The organism is Aquitalea sp. S1-19, from assembly GCF_024343515.1.
In genome coordinates, this window is sequence record NZ_RJTZ01000070.1 from 1 (window position 1) to 18,055 (window position 18,055).

Consider the following 18,055-nt stretch of genomic DNA (forward strand, 5'->3'; position numbering starts at 1 on the left):
ACCTTTTTGGCAGCCAGTGCCGGGAAGGTGCTGTTCTGATACGGCGCCAGCTGGCCGATCAGTACCGCACCCTCTTTCAACTCGGTAATGGCTTCTTCGGCCAGCGGACGCACGGTCAGCACGATGTCGGCACTGGCCAGCGCTTCGGCGCGCGTAGGCGCAATGCTGGCCCCCGCCTCGACAAAGCCTGCGTCCAGCACTGCGGAGGCAAAGCCGGCGCCGCTTTGCACGACAACGCTGTGGCCCATGGCGACAAACTTCTTCACCGTTTCCGGCGTGGCCGCGACACGGGTGTCGCCCGTCTCTGCCGGGATGGCAATCTGCATGGTTTTCCCCTTGATTCAATCAATTTTTGCTGGCAAACGGGTAGCCGGCATTATGAATGCGCAAGCTCGCGCAACTTGTTTTTCAGCACCTTGCCGGACGCATTCAGCGGCAGAGCCGCCACGAATTCGACTTCGCGCGGCACTTTATAATTGGCCATGCGCGTGCGGCACCAGGCAACGATCTCGTCCCCTGCCGGCTCAAAACCGGCGCGCGGCACGATATAGGCCTTGCCGACTTCGCCCATTCTGTCATCCGCCACACCGATCACCGCCACCTGTGCAATCTGCGGGTGCAGTGCCAGCGTGCGCTCGATCTCGGCCGGGTAAACATTGAAGCCGCCGACAATAAACATGTCTTTCAGGCGGTCGGTGATGGCCAGATAACCGCCCTCATCCAGTACGCCAACGTCGCCGGTATGCAGCCAACCGTCGGCATCAATGGCATCCGCCGTCGCGCCACTATCGCCGAAATAGCCCTGCATCACGTTAAAGCCGCGTATCCACACCTCCCCCGCCTCGCCAGCAGGCAAGGCCTCGCCATTTTCAGCGGCGATACGGATCTCGACCCCGGGCAAGGGCCGCCCGCAGGTTCGGGCTATGATTTCGGCACTATCATCCGCCAGCGTCAGGGTTGCGATCCCCGATGACTCGGTCAGGCCGTAACCGGTCAGTACGATCTTGAAGCCCAGTTCGCTGCGCATGCGCGCGATCAGCGCCGGAGGCACCGAGGCGGCACCGGTGACGGTTGCACGCAAGCTGGAAATATCGGTTTCCTGCAGGCGCGGATCTTCCAGCAGCGAGAGAAACAGCGTCGGTGCGCCAGGCAATACCGAGATGCGGTCACGGGAGATGCGCTTCAGCACGTCCCCTGCATCAAACACGGCCAGCGGATAAAGCGTGGCGCCGGCCATCAGACCAGCCAGCCAGCCCGCCTTGTAACCGAATGCATGAAAAAACGGGTTCACGATCAGGTAGCGGTCACCGGGCGACAAGGCAATCGCCGCCGCCCACACCGCCATGCCGCTCAGGTTCTGGCCATGCGCGGTGATCACCCCCTTGGGGTAGCCGGTGGTGCCCGAGGTGAAAAGAATATCTGATGCGTCGTCCGGCAGTACCCCCAGCGCGACCTGATCGGCCTGCGCCATCGCGGTTTCATCCGCCCACTGCAAAAATTCGTCCCACGGCAGGGTATCGGCCATACGGGGCGACTCGCCCAGTACCACCACTTCCTGCAGCGAATCGGGACGGATGCCGGCAAGTTGTTGCGGATAGGCGGCACCGAGAAACTCACCGATGCAGAACAGCAGCCGGGCCTGGCTCTTGCCCAGGATATAGGCCGCCTCCTGCCCTTTCATGCGGGTATTGACCGGTACCAGAACCGCCCCGGCCGTATGGATGCCCAGCGCCGCCGCGATCCACTGCCAGCCATTGGGTGCCCAGATTGCGACCCGGTCACCCGGTTTCACGCCGAAACGGATCAATGCGCCGGCCACGCGCCGGCGCAGGCGGTCAAGCTCGGGGTAACTGATGCATTGCCCATCGTCCTCGATCGCAATGCGGCCAGGCCAACGTGCCGCACTGGCGGCCATCATGCGGGGGATGGTGGGGAGAGTTGGCAACATGAGATGCTCCTGTGAATGGCATACCAAGCATCATCACCAAACACGCCCGCAGCTTCATCGTCTGCTAGGACTAACGCGCAATCCCATAAAAAAACGGCACGTGCCGTCACGCGGGCCGCTGCCGCCATAGGAAGTGGAACAGCGCACTTAGGGTGAACCCTGTACCGGCGCTGCGCAAGAAACCAAAAAGCGCTTTACAGCACGATGCTTTGCTTGTGTTCGGGCACATCTACCCGCCAACCGTAACGATGCTCGATATTGCGGCGCAGGGTATCGGCGGCTTCGGGCTCGCCATGCATCACGAAGGTGCGCATAGGCGGCGCCTTAAATGCCGATAGCCAGGCGAGAATCTCGTCACCGTCGGCATGCGCGGACAAATGCTCTAGCGCCACCACTTCCGCCCGGATAGGCACATCCTCACCGAACATGCGCACGCTCTCCGCGCCGGCCACAATCAGTGCGCCACGGGTACCGCCGGCCTGAAAGCCGGCAAACAGCAGGGTATTTTTCTTGTCCGGCCCAAAGGCGGCAATGTGGTGCAGCACGCGCCCGCCGGTGGCCATGCCGCTGCCGGCGATCATCACGGCCGGACGGGTACTGCGGTTGAGCGCCTTGGATTCCTCCACGGTACGTACGAAGTGTACGCCGCGGCACATGGACTCTACGTCGGCTTCGGACAGGCGCAATTCATCATGAAATTCATGAAACAGCGTAGTCACCGCGCCGGCCATTGGGCTGTTGAGATAGATGGGCACATCCGGAATCCGCTTTGCCTGCTTTAATCTGAACAGCAAAAGCAGCAAGGTTTGCGCCCGCTCCACGGCAAACGACGGGATCACCACCACCCCGCCGCGACGCACGGTGCGACAAACCACATCGGCCAGCAAGGCCTCGGTATCTTGTTTCGGGTGATGGCGATTGCCATAGGTCGACTCGACAAACAGGATGTCGCACTGGCTGACCGTATCCGGCTTGAAGGTAATCGGGTCGTTCGGCCGGCCCAGGTCGCCGGAAAACAGCAGTGTCTTGCCATCCACTTTCAGCTCGGCCATCGCGGCACCCAGAATATGGCCGGCCTGCCTGAGCGTCAGTACAAAGCCCGGCGCGATTTCGCGCGCCTCGCCCAGCGCCAAAGGCCGGAAGTGTTTATCCACCCGCTGGGCATCGGCTTCGGTATACAGCGCCAGCGCCGGATGATGTTTGGAGTAGCCGCGACGGTTGGCAAACTCGGCCTCCTCCTCCTGCAAGCGCCCGCTGTCAGCCAGCAAAATGGCCGCCAGCTTCACACTGGCAGGGGTGGTGTGGATGGCTCCATGAAAACCGTCGCGCACCAGCGCCGGCAAATAGCCGCTGTGATCGAGGTGGGCATGGGTCAGCACCACCGCATCTATCGTCGATGGCTTCACCTCGAACGGCTGCCAGTTACGCAGGCGTAGCTGCTTGAAGCCCTGAAACAGCCCGCAGTCGACCAGCACCCGATGGCCATCGTGCTCGATCAGCGTTTTACTGCCGGTCACCGTACCGGCCGCGCCCAGAAACGTGATTTTCATGCCTGCCTCCATCCGTTTGCCGCCTCGCGGCGATGCTTTGATACGGTGGGTACCGGGATACGCTTCTCTTGCTGCAAAAGACAGAAGCGACACGCCATCACCCAGACTTTCTTGTTTGTAGCCGAAGAGCACACCGACTGCGTCCGCAGCATTTCCATCTCACGGCCAGGGAGAGGTGACTTACTTACGCTATGCTAAGTAAAATGCACAACCTATACGCATCAAACATGCTCTCGGAGACCGTATGAACTGGAGTCAAGAGCTTATCAATAGCAGTCTGTGGCTGCTTAAAGCGTATTCCATCACGCTTGTTATTGCCCTGCTCGCCGGCTGGGCGCTGGTACGCTTCAGCGGCTGGGGCAAGCAATTCTGGCGCTTGAGCGGGGATTTTTTTTCCATCCGCCACAATCCGCGCCCTACCTTGCTATTGCTAGCCATCCTGTTTTTCACCCTGTTCGGGGTCAGGATGAGCGTGCTGTTTTCGCAGTGGTACAACCAGATGTACGCCTCCTTGCAAAAGCTGGATGAACGGCTGTTCTGGGTGGCGATGTGGAGCTTTGCCGTACTGGCCTCGGTGCATATCGTGCGCGCGCTGACCTCGTTCTACCTCAACCAGTCATTCACCCTGCACTGGCGGCAATGGCTGAACGAGCGTCTGCTCTCGGGCTGGCTGGACAAACAGGCCTATTTTCGCAGCCAGTATCTGGAAACGCCGGCCGACAACCCCGACCAGCGTCTGCAGCAGGATGTCACCAGCTTTGCCGCCATGTCTTTATCGCTATCCATGGGGGTGATCGATGCACTTGTGTCCACCATCGAGTTCACCATCATCCTGTGGGGCTTGTCCGGCGTACTCAATCTGTTCGGCACCGAGATCCCGCGCGGTATGGTGTTCGTGGTCTACATCTATGTAATTATCGCCACCGTGTTCGCCTTCAAGATAGGCCGGCCGCTGATCCGGCTTAACTTCCTCAACGAAAAACTGAATGCCGATTACCGTTACTCGCTGGTGCGCCTGCGCGAATATGGCGAAAGCGTAGCGTTTTACCGGGGCGAAGGCGTAGAGGGCGACAAGCTCAGGTCGCGCTTCTCCGGCATTATCGGCAACGCTTGGGCCATCGTTTACCGTTCGCTCAAGTTCCAGGGGTTCAACTTCATCATCAGCCAGACTGCCGCCGTCTTTCCGTTCATTATTCAGGCGCAGCGTTTCTTCTCCAAACAGATCACACTGGGCGATATGGTGCAAACGGCGCAAGCCTTCGGCCAGTTGCAGGATAATTTGTCCTTTTTCCGCAGTGCTTACGACGATTTTGCTGGCTACCGTGCCGTCCTTGACCGTCTGACCGGTTTTGTCGACGCCATCGAGCAGGCCGACAGTCTGCCCAGCCCGCAGATCAGTACCCGCGGCGATGTGCTGACGCTCAGTGCGCTAAACATTCAGACCCCGCAAGGACGCATCTTGCTTGGCGACGCCAATTTAACCATCAAGCCGGGCGAGCCCTTGCTGATACGCGGACGCTCGGGCAGCGGCAAGACCACCTTGCTGCGCGCCATTGCCGGGCTGTGGCCGTATTGCGAGGGGCACATTATCCGTCCCGAGGGGCGTTCCATTTTCCTGTCGCAAAAGCCCTATTTGCCGCAAGGCACGCTACGCGATGCACTGTATTACCCAAGCGCGGCCGAAGCGGGCGATGAGGCAGCCAAGATACTGGCACTGGTCCAGTTGGGACACTTAAGCAGCCGGCTGGATGAAAACGAAGAGTGGGCACACATCCTGTCGCTGGGCGAACAACAAAGGCTGGCTTTTGGCCGTCTATTGCTGGCCCAGCCACAGTCGGCTTTTCTGGATGAAGCCACCAGCGCAATGGACGAGGGGCTGGAACACACGATGTATGCGCTGGTGCGCGAGCGCCTGCCGCGAACCGTGCTGATCAGCGTCGGCCACCGCAGCACCTTGAATAGCCACCACGCCCACCAGCTGGAGCTATTGGGTGAAGGGCGCTGGCAGCTGGCTTGATCTTGGTCTGAGCTGAGCGCGCTACGCTCAGCTCAGGCGGCTTGCGAGACGGGAGGCGTTGCGCAGGGCAAAGGTGTAGACCGATAGCTGGGGATTGGCCCCGATACTGGTTGGAAACAACGAGCCGTCAATCACGCTCAAGTTGTCCAGCTGCCAGTGTTCACCCCAATGGTTGACCACCCCGCTTTGTGCATCGGCTCCCATTGCCGCCCCACCCATGACATGGGCGCTGACCACGCGGGCGCGCAAGATTTCCAGCGGCAAGGTGTCGATCTGGGCGCGCGCCTCGGCCCAGCTGCTGGCCGGTTTGGCGTTTTCATGCACGGTCAGTACCGATTTGGCGCCGGCGGCGAACTGCAGCTCGGCCATCGAGCGCCAGGCCTGGCGAAAAGCCTGCCACACCGGATCAGTAATGGAGTAGTCCAGTGCCGGGCTGCCATCTTTTTTCAGTTTGACCGTTCCGCCCTGGCTGTCCGGATGAAAACCATCACGCGTCAGCGCCAGCATCACATTCAAATGGGGCATATTCTGCATCAGACGGGCGTGATCGGGACCGAAACCGGTCAGCGTGGTAGCCAGCAGCACCGGATGTACCGGCGGGACTTCCAGCTTGTAACCCAGCTGGCCATCGATGGGCCAGCTATGCAGAAAATGGTTGGAATAGACGGTTTGCGGCGCCCCGCTCCACGGCTCTATCTGCTCGGGCATAATGGCACCGGACAGCACCACCGGATGCAAAAACGTGCGCCTGCCCAATACCTCATGCGGGTCGGGCGCGCCGCTTCTGAGTAATAGCGCCGGCGTGCCGATGGCGCCGCCACAGAGCACCACATGGCGCGCCTTGATCCTGACCTTCACTCCCGAAGGCGTCAGCGTATCGGCCTTGAGCGCCAAGCCTTCCACTGCGTCAACATGCTTGTTATCGGCGCTTAACAGCAAGCGCTCCACCCGCACCCGTGCAAGCAAGCCCGCGCCCTTATCCAGGGCGGACGGTATGGTCGTCACCAGCATGGACTGCTTGGCATTGGTCGGACAGCCCATGCCGCAATAACCCAGATTCCAGCAGTCGCGCACATTGCGCCGTATGCGCCCATGCGAGTAGCCCAGTGCGCTACAGCCTTTTTCCAGCACGCTATTGTTCGGGTTGGGCGGTGCCAGCCATTCGCCGATATGCACCCGGGCCTCGGCTTTAGCGATCCAGGGCAGCATTTCGGCTTCGCCAAGCTCGCTTAAGTTATGCTTTTCGCGCCACCAGGCCAGCGTCTCGACTGGCGGGCGAAAAGAGCTGGTCCAGTTGACCGTGGTCGAGCCGCCGACGGTCCGGCCTTGCAAGATGGTAATGCCCTTGTCCAGCGTCTGGCGGTTGGCCGACTCCTGATAAAGCTGGGGGTAGGCTTCGGACTCCAGCAAGCGAAAATCGGTCGAACTTTTCAGCGCGCCCTCTTCTATCAGCAGCACTTTCAGCCCGGCCTGCGCCAGGACTTCGGCACTGATGCCGCCACCGGCACCCGAGCCGACAATGGCGACATCGCAATCCAGCTGCAGATCCTGCGTAAGCGCCGCACCATCGTAAACCTGCCAGCCGCGCGCCAGTCCCTCCCTGATCGGGTCTTTCAACGGACTTGTCATTGCAGAATCCTCCCCTGTGCCGGCACGCCATAAGAGAGCGCGGCAAAGCTTGCCGGGTTGGCATACCAGGCGGCATTGACCAGCCCGTGCAGCGCCTGATAGCCGCTACGCAATAAATTAAAACGCGACTGGCGCCAGCTATCCAGAAAGGCATGCAGCTCGGCCACGCTTGCGCTCGCCCATGGCGCCTTAACCCCGGCCAGATAACGCCGCCCCCAGCGATTGCCCAGCAAATCCAGCAACTGGCGCACCTCGGCTTGCAGCATCAGCGGCAAGCCTGTTATCGCAGCATCCACACCAAACAGCAGCGCCTTTGACTGGTTTGCGTCCAGCGACAAGCCCAGCATGACCGGCGCGATGGCGGCAAGAAGATTGGTGTCTGATGCATTCAGGAAACGAGTATCGAGGCCCTGCGTATCTGATGCGCCAGAGGCATCGGACTCGGGTCGCGCCCAAAAGCCCGCCGCCAGCAATAGCGCCGAGCCGGCAAGGCCGGTCTTGAGTAGCTGGCGGCGGCTGATCATGGCCGCCTCAGCATCAGTTTGAGCAGCCAGTGCATACGCTTGCCGTAAGGCGCATGGGTCAGCGACAACACATTCAGCTTTGGCATGGCCAGTACCGGTTTGAGCTTGGAAAAAGTCAGAAAGCCTTCATGCGCATGGTAGTGGCCCATACCGGAGGCGCCCACCCCGCCAAAGGGCAGATCGTCCTGTGCGACATGCAGCACCGTAGTATTGACGCACATGCCGCCGGCAATGGTTTCCCGCTCGACGCGGGCAATACGCATCGGGTCTTCATCAAACAGATACAGCGCCAGCGGCCGCGCGCGCGCGTTGACATAGTCCAGCGCCTCGTCGAATTTGCCATACGCGACAATGGGCAATAGCGGCCCGAAAATCTCCTCCTGCATCAAGGCGCAATCCGGCGGCGCATCGCTAATGAGCGTGAGCGGCAATTTGTGCGAACCGCTTAAATCCTCTGCCCCCGGATTGATGGCCTCAACCGTGGCACCCGCACTACGCGCTTCTTCCAGCCAGAGGCTGAGGCGCTGGTGATGGCGTGCGTTGACCACCGAGGTGTAGTCCGGATTGTCGCGTAGCGTCGGGTACATGCGGCTGGCGGCCAGACGGATTTCCCGCACCAGCGCATCGCGCTCACCCGCCTTGACCAGCACATAGTCGGGCGCGACACAGGTCTGCCCGGCATTCAGCATCTTCCCCACCACAATGGCCTCGGCCGCACGGCGCACATCAAAGCCCGGCGCGACAATGGCCGGCGATTTGCCGCCCAGCTCCAGCGTGACGGGGGTCAGATTGGCGGCGGCGGCGCGCATCACATGCTTGCCGATGGCGGTGGAGCCGGTAAACAACAGGTGATCGAAGGGCAAGGCGGAAAAGGCAGCGGCGACTTCAGGTCCGCCATTGACGACTTCAACCCAGTCCGCCCCCAGCGCCTCGAGGCACAAGCGCGCCATCAGTTCGCCGGTATGCGGCGTGAACTCGGACATTTTGAGCATGATGCGGTTGCCGGCAGCCAAAGCGGCGATCATGGGGCCGACGGCCAGATAGAGCGGGTAGTTCCACGGCACGATAATGCCGACGACGCCCAAAGGCTGCGCGCGCACATGAGCCCGCGCCGGCTTGAACCACAGCGACACCCCGCGCTTTTGCGGCGCCATCCAGCGCTTGAGCATTTTTTTGGCGTGGCGTATGCCCTCTAGCGACGGAAACAACTCGGCCAGACGGGTTTCTACTGCGCTACGCTGACCGAAATCGGCATTGATCGCGGCAATCCAGTCATCTTCATGGGCATGCAGCATGCGGGCAAGCTTATCCAGCAGGACGATACGCTGCTCATATTCGGGGAAAGCATCCGCCTGCCAGGCGCGCTTCAGCCTTGCGTGCGCCGGCTCTAGCGCGGCGACGATGGCAAAGCCCGGGTTGGTCGAATTATCCATTGTGTTATCCTCGTTGGGCCATATATTCAAACACCTGTTTGGCCTTGCGTTTTCACTCTAAAACAAAACCCGAGCCATCGCCACGCAAATATCATGCTTATTGACTTCTTTTATGCCTTGCGCAATGCAGGTTTGCCGGTCTCGCTCAAGGAATGGCTGACCCTGCTGGAAGCGCTCAAGCATCAACTGGCCTTTGCCAGCATCGATGACTTTTACCTGCTCGCCCGCACCATCTTGATCAAGGACGAAAAATATTTCGACCGCTTCGATCAGGTATTTGCCCAGCAAGTACGCGGCATCGCGGGTGCGCTGGATGACCCGCAAACCGCCATTCCCGAAGACTGGCTGAAAAAGCAGGTGGAAAAATTCCTCAGCGACGAAGAAAAGCGCCAGTTACAGGCGCTAGGCTGGGACAAGCTGATGGAAACGCTAAAGGAAAGGCTGGCAGAACAGAAAGAACGCCATCAAGGCGGCAATAAATGGATAGGCACCGGCGGCACCAGCCCGTTTGGCGCTTACGGCTACAATCCTGAGGGGATACGCATAGGTCAGGCCGAGTCACGCCACCGCCGTGCAGTCAAGGTCTGGGATAAGCGCGAATTCCGCAATCTGGACGACAGTGGCGAACTGGGCACGCGCAACCTCAAGGTGGCACTGCGCGCCTTGCGCGAATTTGCCCGCAGCGGCGCGGCCGAGGTACTTGACTTAGATGCCACCATTGCCGCCACGGCCAAGAACGCAGGCTATCTGGACCTGAAACTGGTGCCGGAGCTACACAATGCGGTCAAGGTGATCGTTCTTTTTGATATTGGCGGCTCGATGGATGACCATATCCGCCAGTGCGAAGAGCTGTTTTCGGCCGCACGCAGCGAATTCAAGCATCTGGAGATTTTTTACTTCCACAACTGCGTGTATGAGGCTGTCTGGCGCGACAACAACCGTCGCCACAAGGACACGCTATCCACCTTCGATCTGATCCACACTTATGGCGCGGATTACAAGCTGATCCTGGTCGGCGACGCCAGCATGAGCCCCTACGAGATTGTCTACCCCGGCGGCAGTGTCGAACATATGAACGAGGAAGCGGGAGAGGTGTGGCTAAAACGCCTCACCAGCCATTTTCGCCACGCCGTCTGGCTCAATCCCGCGCCGGCTGAACGCTGGGCCTATACCCAGTCCATCGGCCTGTTGCAAGAACGCATGGACGGGCGCATGTTTGAGCTGACGGTAGACGGACTGACCCAGGCAATGCAGGCCATGAAAAAAAGCGCCCACTAAGCCTTCCCAGCCATGGAGCACCAGCCGATGAAGCACATTGCCATAGACTATGTCAAAACGCCGCTAGGCGAGCTGGTGCTGGGCGCGTGGGGTGAGCAGTTATGCCTGTGCGACTGGCGCTATCGCAAAATGCGCGCCCGAATCGATGCGCGCATCACCCATCAACTGGACGCAGTCATGCACGAGACGCCAACGCCGGTCATCGAGCTTGCCAAGCGGCAACTGGCCGACTACTTCGCCGGCACCCGCCGCCATTTCGAACTGCCGCTCTTGATGGCAGGCAGCGATTTTCAGCGCCGGGTCTGGCATGCACTGCTGGAAGTCCCTTACGGTGCCAAGGCAAGCTATCTCGCCCTGGCCACCCGCATGGGCAGGCCTGAAGCCGTCCGCGCTGTCGCCTCGGCCAATGGCGCCAACGCTCTGGCGATTATCGTGCCGTGTCATCGCATCATAGGCAGCGACGGTGAGCTGACAGGTTATGCCGGAGGGCTCGAAGCCAAACGCAAACTGCTGGCATTGGAGTCAAGCCACCCCGCTTCCCAAGCAGCGCTATTTGATTGACCGGTTAAACGCCGCTCAGGCCAGCTCGCCGGTTTCGGCCATTTTGCGGATCTGGCGCACCAGATCAAGATCGGTTTGCTGATAGGCCGAACGCAGATAAGAGGCCACATCCACACCATCTACCGGCTCGTCCGGCACTGGGGTGTCGTAGATAAAGCGCACAAACAAGTCTCCCGGAACAGGCTCTTCGATGCGCATGCTCATGGTGCCGCCGGCATTGTCTGCCAGCGGGTGTGTGCGATAAACAACACTATCCAGCACCGCGATTTCCACCCGAACCTGCACCCGATACTGGCCATAAGCCCAGGCGCGTTCGCTATAGCCTGCACCACTCTCCAGTACCACATCCTCATCCATGGACTCGACAAACGTCAGCGGTGCCTCGGCCCGGCGCAACAGCCCTTGCCACAAGGTGTCACGCGACAGTTGTAGCGCCATCGGATTATTCGGGTCATTCACCGCGACCAAGTGTTCGAAATACATATTGCTTTTCCAATTTCTGCTAGGCCGCGAGTTTACACGCCTGAGCCGGCAAACGAAATCCGCTACCCGCCACTTAACACCTCAAGCAAAAAAATCATGCCGGGCAGTCTATAAAGACTGATAATGCATTATTCGCTAAATACGCATACTACATGCGGATAACACCATGCGAAGTCAGTAGGCCACTGCCAACAAGAAGGAGATTTTTTTGGACAAACAGACTTTTTTGTCTCTGCCTGAAGTCGCCCTGTTCAAGGACAGACTGGCCGCCTGGCTGTCTGGCGACCGCTTTATGGAGCATCCTTTCCATTTGCGCGACAAGGCCTTGCCGATCGACTTTCCACGCAATTTCTCGGCATCCACGCTGGAGACCTGCTTCGATCACTACCACTGGGGCGGCCTGGACTACGAAGACAACCGCAAGCAACGCGAGTTGCTGCACCAGCACTTGCAGCAGGCTCTGATCAGCGCCAATACCGATGCCCTGCTTGCCGCACTGGACGCCGCTTTACGCTGGAGTACCGGCGGCAAAGGCATCAAGCTGTATAGCCAGAATCAGGAATGGGCCGAAGCGCACAAGGACACGCTCGTTGAGCATATGCGCGAAGCGTTGCTTACGCTGGAGTCGGACAACCCGGATACGGAAGCCTTTAACGAGCGCCTCAGAATGAATGTCGGCTTTACCAAGGTCTACGCCCTGGCCAGCGACAAACTCATCATGTACGACGGCCGTATCGGCGCTGCGCTGGGCCTGCTCGCCCGTCAGCACTGCATGCGCAAGCGCATGGATCTGCCTGCTGCGCTGTGCTTTCCCTGGGCGCCGGGTGCTTCTTCGCTTAACCGCAACCCCAGCGACGAGCGTTACCATTTCCGCCAGCTGGCCAACCGCGGCGGTTTCCACGCAGAATGGATGGTGCGCGCCAGCTGGCTGGTCGCTGCCGCCATAGAGCAGGCGCAAGCGCCTTGGTGCAAGGAGTCGGATGCCTTGCGCCGCGTAGAAGCGGCGCTCTTTATGCTGGGCTATGAGATCCCGACCGAAGAGAACCACAGCAAGCAGTTCCATTATCTATAGCGCCTAAGGCATACTCGGGGCATTCCCGCCCCGGATAACAATAATGCCCGACAGCCTGGTGATGGACTGGACAACCTTACTCTCTACCCGCCGTTTCAAACTGAAAAACGGCCAGATTGAAGCGGCGCGCGCCATCGGCGGCGGCGACCCCGCCAGCGGCTTGCGCAGCGATTTTCATATCGATCACGACCGGCTGGTTTTCTCCAGCGCCTTTCGCCGGCTGGGTCGCAAGACCCAGGTCCACCCGCTGGCGGTGAACGATCACACCCATAACCGTCTCACCCACAGCATGGAAGTCGCCAGTGTCGGGCGCAGCCTGGGCAACCAGGTTGGCGCCATGCTGGCCGCAGCCGGGCATTTACCGGGCAGCATCACCCCTTTCGATATCGGAGCGGTGGTGCAAGTCGCCTGCCTCGCCCACGATCTGGGCAACCCGCCTTTTGGCCATACCGGTGAAGACGCACTGCGCGACTGGTTTCGCAACCCGGACAACACCCATTGGCTTGCGCCCTTGAGTCGTGCAGAACAAAGCGACATCCGCAGCTACGAAGGCAATGCCCACGGCTTGCGCATGGTCAGCTCGCTCGAGCTTTATGTGGGAGAAGGCGGCATGCGCCTGACTTCGGCAGCGCTGGGCGCGCTGGTAAAATATCCATGGACTTCCGACATCTACCCCGAACGCGGCAAGTTCAATATCTACCGTAGCGAGCTTGACTACTTCGAAGCCATTGCCAGCGAGCTGGGACTGATCCGGCGCGGAAGCAGCGAATGGGTGCGTCACCCGCTGTCCTATTTAATGGAAGCGGCCGACGATATCTGTTACGCCATTCTCGATCTGGAGGATGCAGTCGAAATCGGCATGCTGGATATGGAGGAATTCGAGCGTGCACTGGGTGGACTGGTGGGCATAGAGAAAAGCTGGCCGATTAGCGACCCGCGCCAGCGCTGCTCGGCGCTCAGGGGCTCGGCGGTCGGCAAATGCGTCAATGAAGTGGCAGGACGCTTCATTGCCTTCGAGCACCAACTGCGCCGCGGCGAATTTCCGGCCAAAGACCTGATTTCGGTCTGCTCGCCGGCCGTGCGCGACACGGTGCAAGGCGCCAAGGAGCTGGCCAGCCGGCGCATTTACCGCCACCGCACCAAACTGATGACCGAAATTGCCGCCTATCCGTGCATGGGTGCCTTGCTGGATGTATTGATCCCCCCGGCTTTTGCACTCAGTACCGGCAAGACCCTGAGCACACGCGAGCATCTGCATCTGGCGCTCATGGACAGAAAGATCGAGGCCAGCGACACGCCTTATCAGGCTTATATGAAAGTCCTCGATTTTATCGGTGCCATGACCGACAACACCGCAGCCACGCTGGCGCGCGAAGTCTCAGGCATAGGCATCCATTGATACGCAAGCCCCCCTTATGACCGAACGCATTCTTGCCATTATTTTGCCGGTGCTGGTCATCGTTCTGACCGGCTGGCTCTATGGCCGCTACGCCAAACCCGACATGCGTGCCGTCAACCAGCTGAATATGGACGTATGCGTCCCCTTGCTGGTTTTTAGCGCACTTTCGGCACGCGGTTTTGATCTGTCAAGCCAGTGGAAGCTGGTGCCGGCTGCCGCCCTGGTGGTGCTTTTTTCCGGCCTGCTGGCCTGGCCGTTTGCCCGCCTGAGCGGCGTCGCGCGGCGTACCTTGCTGCCGGCGGTCATGTTCAACAACTGCGGCAATATGGGCCTGCCTCTGGCGCTGCTGGCCTTTGGCGAGGCCGGCTTCAACGCCTTTGTCGTGCTGTTTATCGTGTCCAATTTGCTGCACTTCACGCTGGGCGCTTTTATTTTCAGCAAGCAGACCCGCTTTAGCAGCCTGGCACGCAACCCCATCGTCGTTGCCACCGCACTTGGCCTGGCGGTCAACCTGACCAGCTTGCCGATTCCGCCGCCCTTGCTGACCGGGCTGAAAATGCTGGGTGACGCGACCATTCCGCTGATGCTGTTTGCCCTAGGGGTGCGCATGCTGGGCATAAAGCGCATCAGCCTCAAGGCTGGCCTCTCTTGCGCCGTTCTGTGCCCGCTCACCGGCCTTGCCGCTGCCTATCTCGCCATCAACCTGCTGGCGCTGGATGCAGAGCAGGCCATGCTGCTGATACTGTTCGGCGCCCTGCCGCCGGCCGTGCTTAACTTTCTGATGGCCGAACACTACCGCCAGCAGCCCGAACATATGGCGGCCATGGTACTGATGGGCAATCTCGCCAGCGTGGCTTTTGTTCCATTAGGCCTTGCACTGGCCCTATCCTGAGCAGCAGACGACACATCCGCCAAGGAAACCACATGGACAAGATCATCAAGACCCCGCAAGCATGGCGTGGACAGCTAGACGCGGAAAGCTACCGCGTCACACGCGAAGCCGGTACCGAGCGCCCGTTCAGCGGCGCGCTATATCAGGAAAACCGCCGTGGCCGCTATTACTGCATCTGCTGCGATGCCCTGCTTTTCGAGTCGGCTACCAAGTTTGATGCGCACTGCGGCTGGCCCAGTTTCTGGCAAGAAGCGCTAAGTGGCAGCATCGCCCGCATCGAGGACCACAGCCACGGCATGGTGCGTACCGAAGTACGCTGCCAGCGTTGCGACGCGCATCTGGGGCATGTGGTCCCCGATGGCCCGCCCCCGACGGGCGAGCGTTACTGCATCAACTCGGTCGCCATGCGCTTCGTGCCGGAGGCGTAAGCGCACGGCCGCTCGGGCAGAATTACTTTTTCTTGGGGCGGAAAGCCTGCACCACCGCCGGATCGGTATCCATCCACGGCCCGCCCATCAGCTCGATGCAATAAGGCACAGAGGCAAAGATGCCGTGCACCACGGTCTGGCCGTCCTTATCTTTCACGCCTTCCAGCGTTTCACATATGGATTTGGGGCGCCCGGGCAGGTTCAGAATCAGGCTGTTGCCGCGAATCACGCCAAGCTGACGCGACAAGATGGCCGTCGGCACATAGTAAAGACTGATCTGGCGCATCTGCTCGCCAAAACCCGGCATCACCCGCTGCGCCACCGCCAGCGTGGCCTCAGGCGTCACGTCGCGTGGCGACGGGCCGGTGCCACCGGTGGTCAACACCAGCGCACAGTCGCATACATCGACCAGCTCCACCAGTGTGGCCTCGATCAGCGGCTGCTCGTCAGGGATCAGGCGTTCGACAAACTCGACCGGATTCAATAGTGCCGCACCCAGCCAGTCACGCAACGCCGGCAGCCCCTCGTCCTGATAGACGCCGCTGCTGGCACGGTCGCTAATGGAAACCAGACCGATGCGTATCGTGTTCAATGCATTCATACCCAGCCCTTTTTCAATGGGTAAGCCAAAAGCGTATCCCCCATGGCCACGGCAGTGGATGGCGGAATTTCCACCAGCACATCGGCAGCGGCACATGCCGACAACATGGCCGAGCCCTGGCCTTTGACCAGATCGGCGATATAGCCATCGCCTTCCTGACGCAAACGGGCGCGCTGGAACTCGCGCCGCGGTTCGATACGGCTCTTGCTAAAGCCGGCACGCACCTTGATGGAGACAGGCATGGGCTGATCATCCCCCGACAGACGGCGCAAGGCCGGCGCCACCAGTTGATGGAAAGTGACAAAAGTCGCCACCGGATTGCCCGGCAACATAAATACATGGGCGGCACCGGCGCGACCCCAGGCAAAAGGCTTGCCCGGCTTGATCGCCAGCTTCCACGCCGTAATGCTGCCTATCGCTTCCAGTGCCGCACGCACATGATCCTCTTCACCCACCGATACCCCGCCCGAACTCAGGATCACGTCGCATTGTTCGCTAGCATGTGCCAGTGCCGCGCGCGTAATGACCTCATCGTCCGGCAAGATGCCACCATCGATGATCTCGACATCGAAACGCGCCAGCCATGCCAGCAACTGGTAACGGTTGGCATCAAAGATCTTGCCCGCGGTGAGCGCCTCCCCCGGTTCAATCAGCTCGTTGCCGCTGGAAAAAACGGCGACTTTCAGGCGCGGCAATACCGGCAGGACGGCATGCCCCTGACTGGCCAGCAAGGCGATGGCAGCCGGGTCCAGCAAGGTGCCCGCAGTCAAAAGCGTGGCGCCGGCTGCATACTCTTCGCCTTGCAAGCGCATATGCTGGCCGGCCCTGGCTGGCTGGTTTAACAGCAGCGTATCCGCATCGCGCGTCGTGTCTTCCTGCGCCACCACGGCAGTAGTGCCCACCGGCAAGGGCGCGCCGGTAAAGATGCGGGCGGCTTCGCCGTCTTTGAGCGCCGCTTGCGCACCATCACCGGCCGCGATACGGCTGACGACATGAAAACGGGTCGCCTTGCCTGTTGCATCACAAATGGCGTAGCCGTCCATCGCACTATTGTCGAACTGCGGCGCATCAAAGCAAGCCACGACATCGCGCGCCAGACGCCGGCCGGCAGCCTGTGCCAAAGCGAGCGACTCACAGCCCTTGGCTGTCGGCAAGCCATCCAGCAAGGTAGCCAAGGCGACGTGGTAATCAAGCATGTTCTGATCCTGTTTGGGGTGAAAATGAAAAACGCGCCTCAAGTGCCGCCAGTGCCTGAGCATCGTTGGCATTGGCAAAAGCGGCGGCATCGGCAAAGAATACCGGGGTCGCGCCGACCCGGGTCAGCCAGTGGCGTATGGCCCGCTGCCCCTCATCAAGACAGGGGGCCAGCGCTGCCAATGCCGCCCGGCGCACCAGCGCCACGGCAGGTTGCGGGCCGTCACAGCTTATGGCATAAGCTGCACCGGCAGCAGGCGCATCTTGAAGTGCAGCAAGCAAACACCGGCACGCATCCGGCGGCAGCGCTGGCACATCGCACGGCGCAACCAGCACATAATCCACCGCATCAGGAAGTACCGCCGCCACGCTGGTCATACCCGCCAGCGGGCCTTGGCCGGCAAAGCGTGGCAGATCGCAGACCACCTGCCCCCATTGTGCGTAGGCATCCAGCGAGCGGTTGGCGCTGATATACAGCACATCCACTTGCAAGCGCAGGCAGCGGGCCACATGCATGGCCAGCGGTTTTCCAGCCAGCAAGACCTGCCCCTTGTCCACGCCCCCCATGCGCTGGCCCTGGCCACCGGCCAGCAAAAGACCGGCGATCAAGCCTGCGCCTCCCAGCGCCCGGCGGCGGCATCGTCGGAAGCCTTGGCTTCGACCCAGTGGCTGCTGCCATCAATGAATTCTTCGCGCTTCCAGAACGGGGCGCGGGTTTTCAGGTAGTCCATCAAGAATTCGGCCGCCGCAAAAGCCGCAGCCCGGTGGCCACTGGCCACCAGCACCAGCACAATACCCTCACCCACCGTCAGCCGGCCCACGCGGTGAATGATACGGCAGGCCGTCAATGGCCAGCGCAGTGCCGCCTCATGGGCGATGCGGGCGATTTCGTCTTCGGTTACGCCCGGATAGTGCTCAAGATGCAGCGCAGCCAGCGGCAACTCGCCATCCTGACCGCGCACCCTGCCCTGAAAGCCGACCAGCGCACCGGCATCCCCCGCTTCGGCCAATAGCCGCTCTTCCTCATAGGCGCTGACAAACGCCGC

The 18,055-nt window shown here is 60.6% G+C and carries 17 protein-coding genes and 1 pseudogene; 7 read left to right on the forward strand and 11 right to left on the reverse strand.

What is annotated here, in order from left to right; translation table 11 throughout:
* The 3 genes and pseudogenes from EGI20_RS11430 to EGI20_RS11440 form a co-directional block, all read right to left on the reverse strand.
* Positions 1-326, reverse strand: a pseudogene (locus EGI20_RS11430) (NAD(P)(+) transhydrogenase (Re/Si-specific) subunit alpha); the annotation flags it as partial.
* 50 nt (positions 327-376) lie between these two features.
* On the reverse strand, positions 377-1,948 hold the full coding sequence (locus EGI20_RS11435; protein ID WP_498631563.1) for a FadD3 family acyl-CoA ligase: 1,572 nt from the start codon (positions 1,946-1,948) through the stop codon (positions 377-379).
* A 194-nt stretch (positions 1,949-2,142) separates the two neighbouring features.
* Positions 2,143-3,498: an MBL fold metallo-hydrolase RNA specificity domain-containing protein gene (locus tag EGI20_RS11440; RefSeq protein WP_498631564.1), complete on the reverse strand. Its 1,356-nt coding sequence runs from the start codon at positions 3,496-3,498 to the stop codon at positions 2,143-2,145.
* 244 nt (positions 3,499-3,742) lie between these two features.
* Here EGI20_RS11440 and EGI20_RS11445 point away from each other — a divergent pair, with 244 nt between their 5' ends.
* Positions 3,743-5,515 carry an ABC transporter ATP-binding protein/permease gene (locus EGI20_RS11445; protein ID WP_498631565.1) on the forward strand — a complete coding sequence of 591 codons (1,773 nt, stop codon included), beginning with the start codon at positions 3,743-3,745 and terminating at the stop codon, positions 5,513-5,515.
* A 27-nt stretch (positions 5,516-5,542) separates the two neighbouring features.
* Here the strand turns inward: EGI20_RS11445 and EGI20_RS11450 are convergent, their stop codons facing one another.
* From EGI20_RS11450 to EGI20_RS11460, 3 genes are read right to left on the reverse strand one after another with little or no spacing between them, the layout of a single operon-like run.
* Entirely contained in the window at positions 5,543-7,144 is a 1,602-nt protein-coding gene (locus EGI20_RS11450) for a GMC family oxidoreductase (protein ID WP_498631566.1), read from the reverse strand.
* Entirely contained in the window at positions 7,141-7,668 is a 528-nt protein-coding gene (locus EGI20_RS11455) for a hypothetical protein (protein ID WP_498631567.1), read from the reverse strand. The genes EGI20_RS11450 and EGI20_RS11455 overlap by 4 nt, the downstream gene beginning before the upstream one ends.
* Positions 7,665-9,101, reverse strand: a complete 1,437-nt coding sequence (locus tag EGI20_RS11460) for a coniferyl aldehyde dehydrogenase (RefSeq protein WP_498631568.1) — start codon at positions 9,099-9,101, stop codon at positions 7,665-7,667. Before EGI20_RS11460 ends, EGI20_RS11455 begins: the two co-directional genes overlap by 4 nt.
* 93 nt (positions 9,102-9,194) lie before the next feature.
* On the opposite strand from EGI20_RS11460, the gene EGI20_RS11465 reads away from it, so the two are divergent.
* Together EGI20_RS11465 and EGI20_RS11470 are read left to right on the forward strand one after the other, a co-directional pair.
* Positions 9,195-10,379, forward strand: a complete 1,185-nt coding sequence (locus tag EGI20_RS11465) for a vWA domain-containing protein (RefSeq protein WP_498631569.1) — start codon at positions 9,195-9,197, stop codon at positions 10,377-10,379.
* 27 nt (positions 10,380-10,406) lie between these two features.
* A complete protein-coding gene (locus tag EGI20_RS11470) occupies positions 10,407-10,940 on the forward strand; it encodes a methylated-DNA--[protein]-cysteine S-methyltransferase (protein ID WP_498631570.1) in 534 nt (177 codons plus the stop codon).
* Between the two features lie 15 nt (positions 10,941-10,955).
* On the opposite strand, the gene EGI20_RS11475 is transcribed toward EGI20_RS11470, so the two are convergent.
* Positions 10,956-11,423 (reverse strand): AtaL-like protein, encoded by a 468-nt coding sequence (locus tag EGI20_RS11475; RefSeq protein WP_498631571.1) that lies wholly within the window; start codon positions 11,421-11,423, stop codon positions 10,956-10,958.
* A 208-nt stretch (positions 11,424-11,631) separates the two neighbouring features.
* On the opposite strand from EGI20_RS11475, the gene EGI20_RS11480 reads away from it, so the two are divergent.
* Genes EGI20_RS11480 through msrB form a run of 4 tightly spaced genes read left to right on the forward strand, consistent with a single transcriptional unit; the run spans position 11,632 to position 15,214 of the window.
* Entirely contained in the window at positions 11,632-12,495 is an 864-nt protein-coding gene (locus EGI20_RS11480) for a hypothetical protein (protein WP_160796388.1), read from the forward strand.
* Positions 12,496-12,538: 43 nt separating this feature from the next.
* Positions 12,539-13,894 (forward strand): deoxyguanosinetriphosphate triphosphohydrolase, encoded by a 1,356-nt coding sequence (locus EGI20_RS11485; RefSeq protein WP_498631572.1) that lies wholly within the window; start codon positions 12,539-12,541, stop codon positions 13,892-13,894.
* A 16-nt stretch (positions 13,895-13,910) separates the two neighbouring features.
* Positions 13,911-14,786: an AEC family transporter gene (locus EGI20_RS11490; RefSeq protein ID WP_498631573.1), complete on the forward strand. Its 876-nt coding sequence runs from the start codon at positions 13,911-13,913 to the stop codon at positions 14,784-14,786.
* A gap of 32 nt (positions 14,787-14,818) precedes the next feature.
* Positions 14,819-15,214: a peptide-methionine (R)-S-oxide reductase MsrB gene (gene msrB, locus EGI20_RS11495; protein ID WP_498631574.1), complete on the forward strand. Its 396-nt coding sequence runs from the start codon at positions 14,819-14,821 to the stop codon at positions 15,212-15,214.
* A gap of 22 nt (positions 15,215-15,236) precedes the next feature.
* Here the strand turns inward: msrB and mog are convergent, their stop codons facing one another.
* From mog to EGI20_RS11515, 4 genes are all read right to left on the reverse strand, one after another.
* On the reverse strand, positions 15,237-15,815 hold the full coding sequence (gene mog, locus EGI20_RS11500; RefSeq protein ID WP_498631575.1) for a molybdopterin adenylyltransferase: 579 nt from the start codon (positions 15,813-15,815) through the stop codon (positions 15,237-15,239).
* Positions 15,812-17,011, reverse strand: a complete 1,200-nt coding sequence (locus EGI20_RS11505; protein WP_498631576.1) for a molybdopterin molybdotransferase MoeA — start codon at positions 17,009-17,011, stop codon at positions 15,812-15,814. Before EGI20_RS11505 ends, mog begins: the two co-directional genes overlap by 4 nt.
* Positions 17,004-17,618: an NTP transferase domain-containing protein gene (locus tag EGI20_RS11510; protein ID WP_498631577.1), complete on the reverse strand. Its 615-nt coding sequence runs from the start codon at positions 17,616-17,618 to the stop codon at positions 17,004-17,006. Before EGI20_RS11510 ends, EGI20_RS11505 begins: the two co-directional genes overlap by 8 nt.
* Positions 17,615-18,055 (reverse strand): molybdenum cofactor biosynthesis protein MoaE (locus tag EGI20_RS11515; RefSeq protein ID WP_498631578.1); only part of this gene is annotated, 441 nt, incomplete at its 5' end. The genes EGI20_RS11510 and EGI20_RS11515, both read right to left, overlap by 4 nt.

Bases quoted from the DNA above. Each gene is read 5' to 3' on its own strand.
- EGI20_RS11485 (WP_498631572.1), top strand. From the start codon at position 12,539: ATGCCCGACAGCCTGGTGATGGACTGGACAACCTTACTCTCTACCCGC.
- EGI20_RS11450 (WP_498631566.1), bottom strand. From the start codon at position 7,144: ATGACAAGTCCGTTGAAAGACCCGATCAGGGAGGGACTGGCGCGCGGC.
- msrB (WP_498631574.1), top strand. From the start codon at position 14,819: ATGGACAAGATCATCAAGACCCCGCAAGCATGGCGTGGACAGCTAGAC.
- EGI20_RS11505 (WP_498631576.1), bottom strand. From the start codon at position 17,011: ATGCTTGATTACCACGTCGCCTTGGCTACCTTGCTGGATGGCTTGCCG.
- mog (WP_498631575.1), bottom strand. From the start codon at position 15,815: ATGAATGCATTGAACACGATACGCATCGGTCTGGTTTCCATTAGCGAC.
- EGI20_RS11475 (WP_498631571.1), bottom strand. From the start codon at position 11,423: ATGTATTTCGAACACTTGGTCGCGGTGAATGACCCGAATAATCCGATG.
- EGI20_RS11465 (WP_498631569.1), top strand. From the start codon at position 9,195: ATGCTTATTGACTTCTTTTATGCCTTGCGCAATGCAGGTTTGCCGGTC.
- EGI20_RS11440 (WP_498631564.1), bottom strand. From the start codon at position 3,498: ATGAAAATCACGTTTCTGGGCGCGGCCGGTACGGTGACCGGCAGTAAA.
- EGI20_RS11470 (WP_498631570.1), top strand. From the start codon at position 10,407: ATGAAGCACATTGCCATAGACTATGTCAAAACGCCGCTAGGCGAGCTG.
- EGI20_RS11435 (WP_498631563.1), bottom strand. From the start codon at position 1,948: ATGTTGCCAACTCTCCCCACCATCCCCCGCATGATGGCCGCCAGTGCG.
- EGI20_RS11490 (WP_498631573.1), top strand. From the start codon at position 13,911: ATGACCGAACGCATTCTTGCCATTATTTTGCCGGTGCTGGTCATCGTT.
- EGI20_RS11460 (WP_498631568.1), bottom strand. From the start codon at position 9,101: ATGGATAATTCGACCAACCCGGGCTTTGCCATCGTCGCCGCGCTAGAG.
- EGI20_RS11445 (WP_498631565.1), top strand. From the start codon at position 3,743: ATGAACTGGAGTCAAGAGCTTATCAATAGCAGTCTGTGGCTGCTTAAA.
- EGI20_RS11455 (WP_498631567.1), bottom strand. From the start codon at position 7,668: ATGATCAGCCGCCGCCAGCTACTCAAGACCGGCCTTGCCGGCTCGGCG.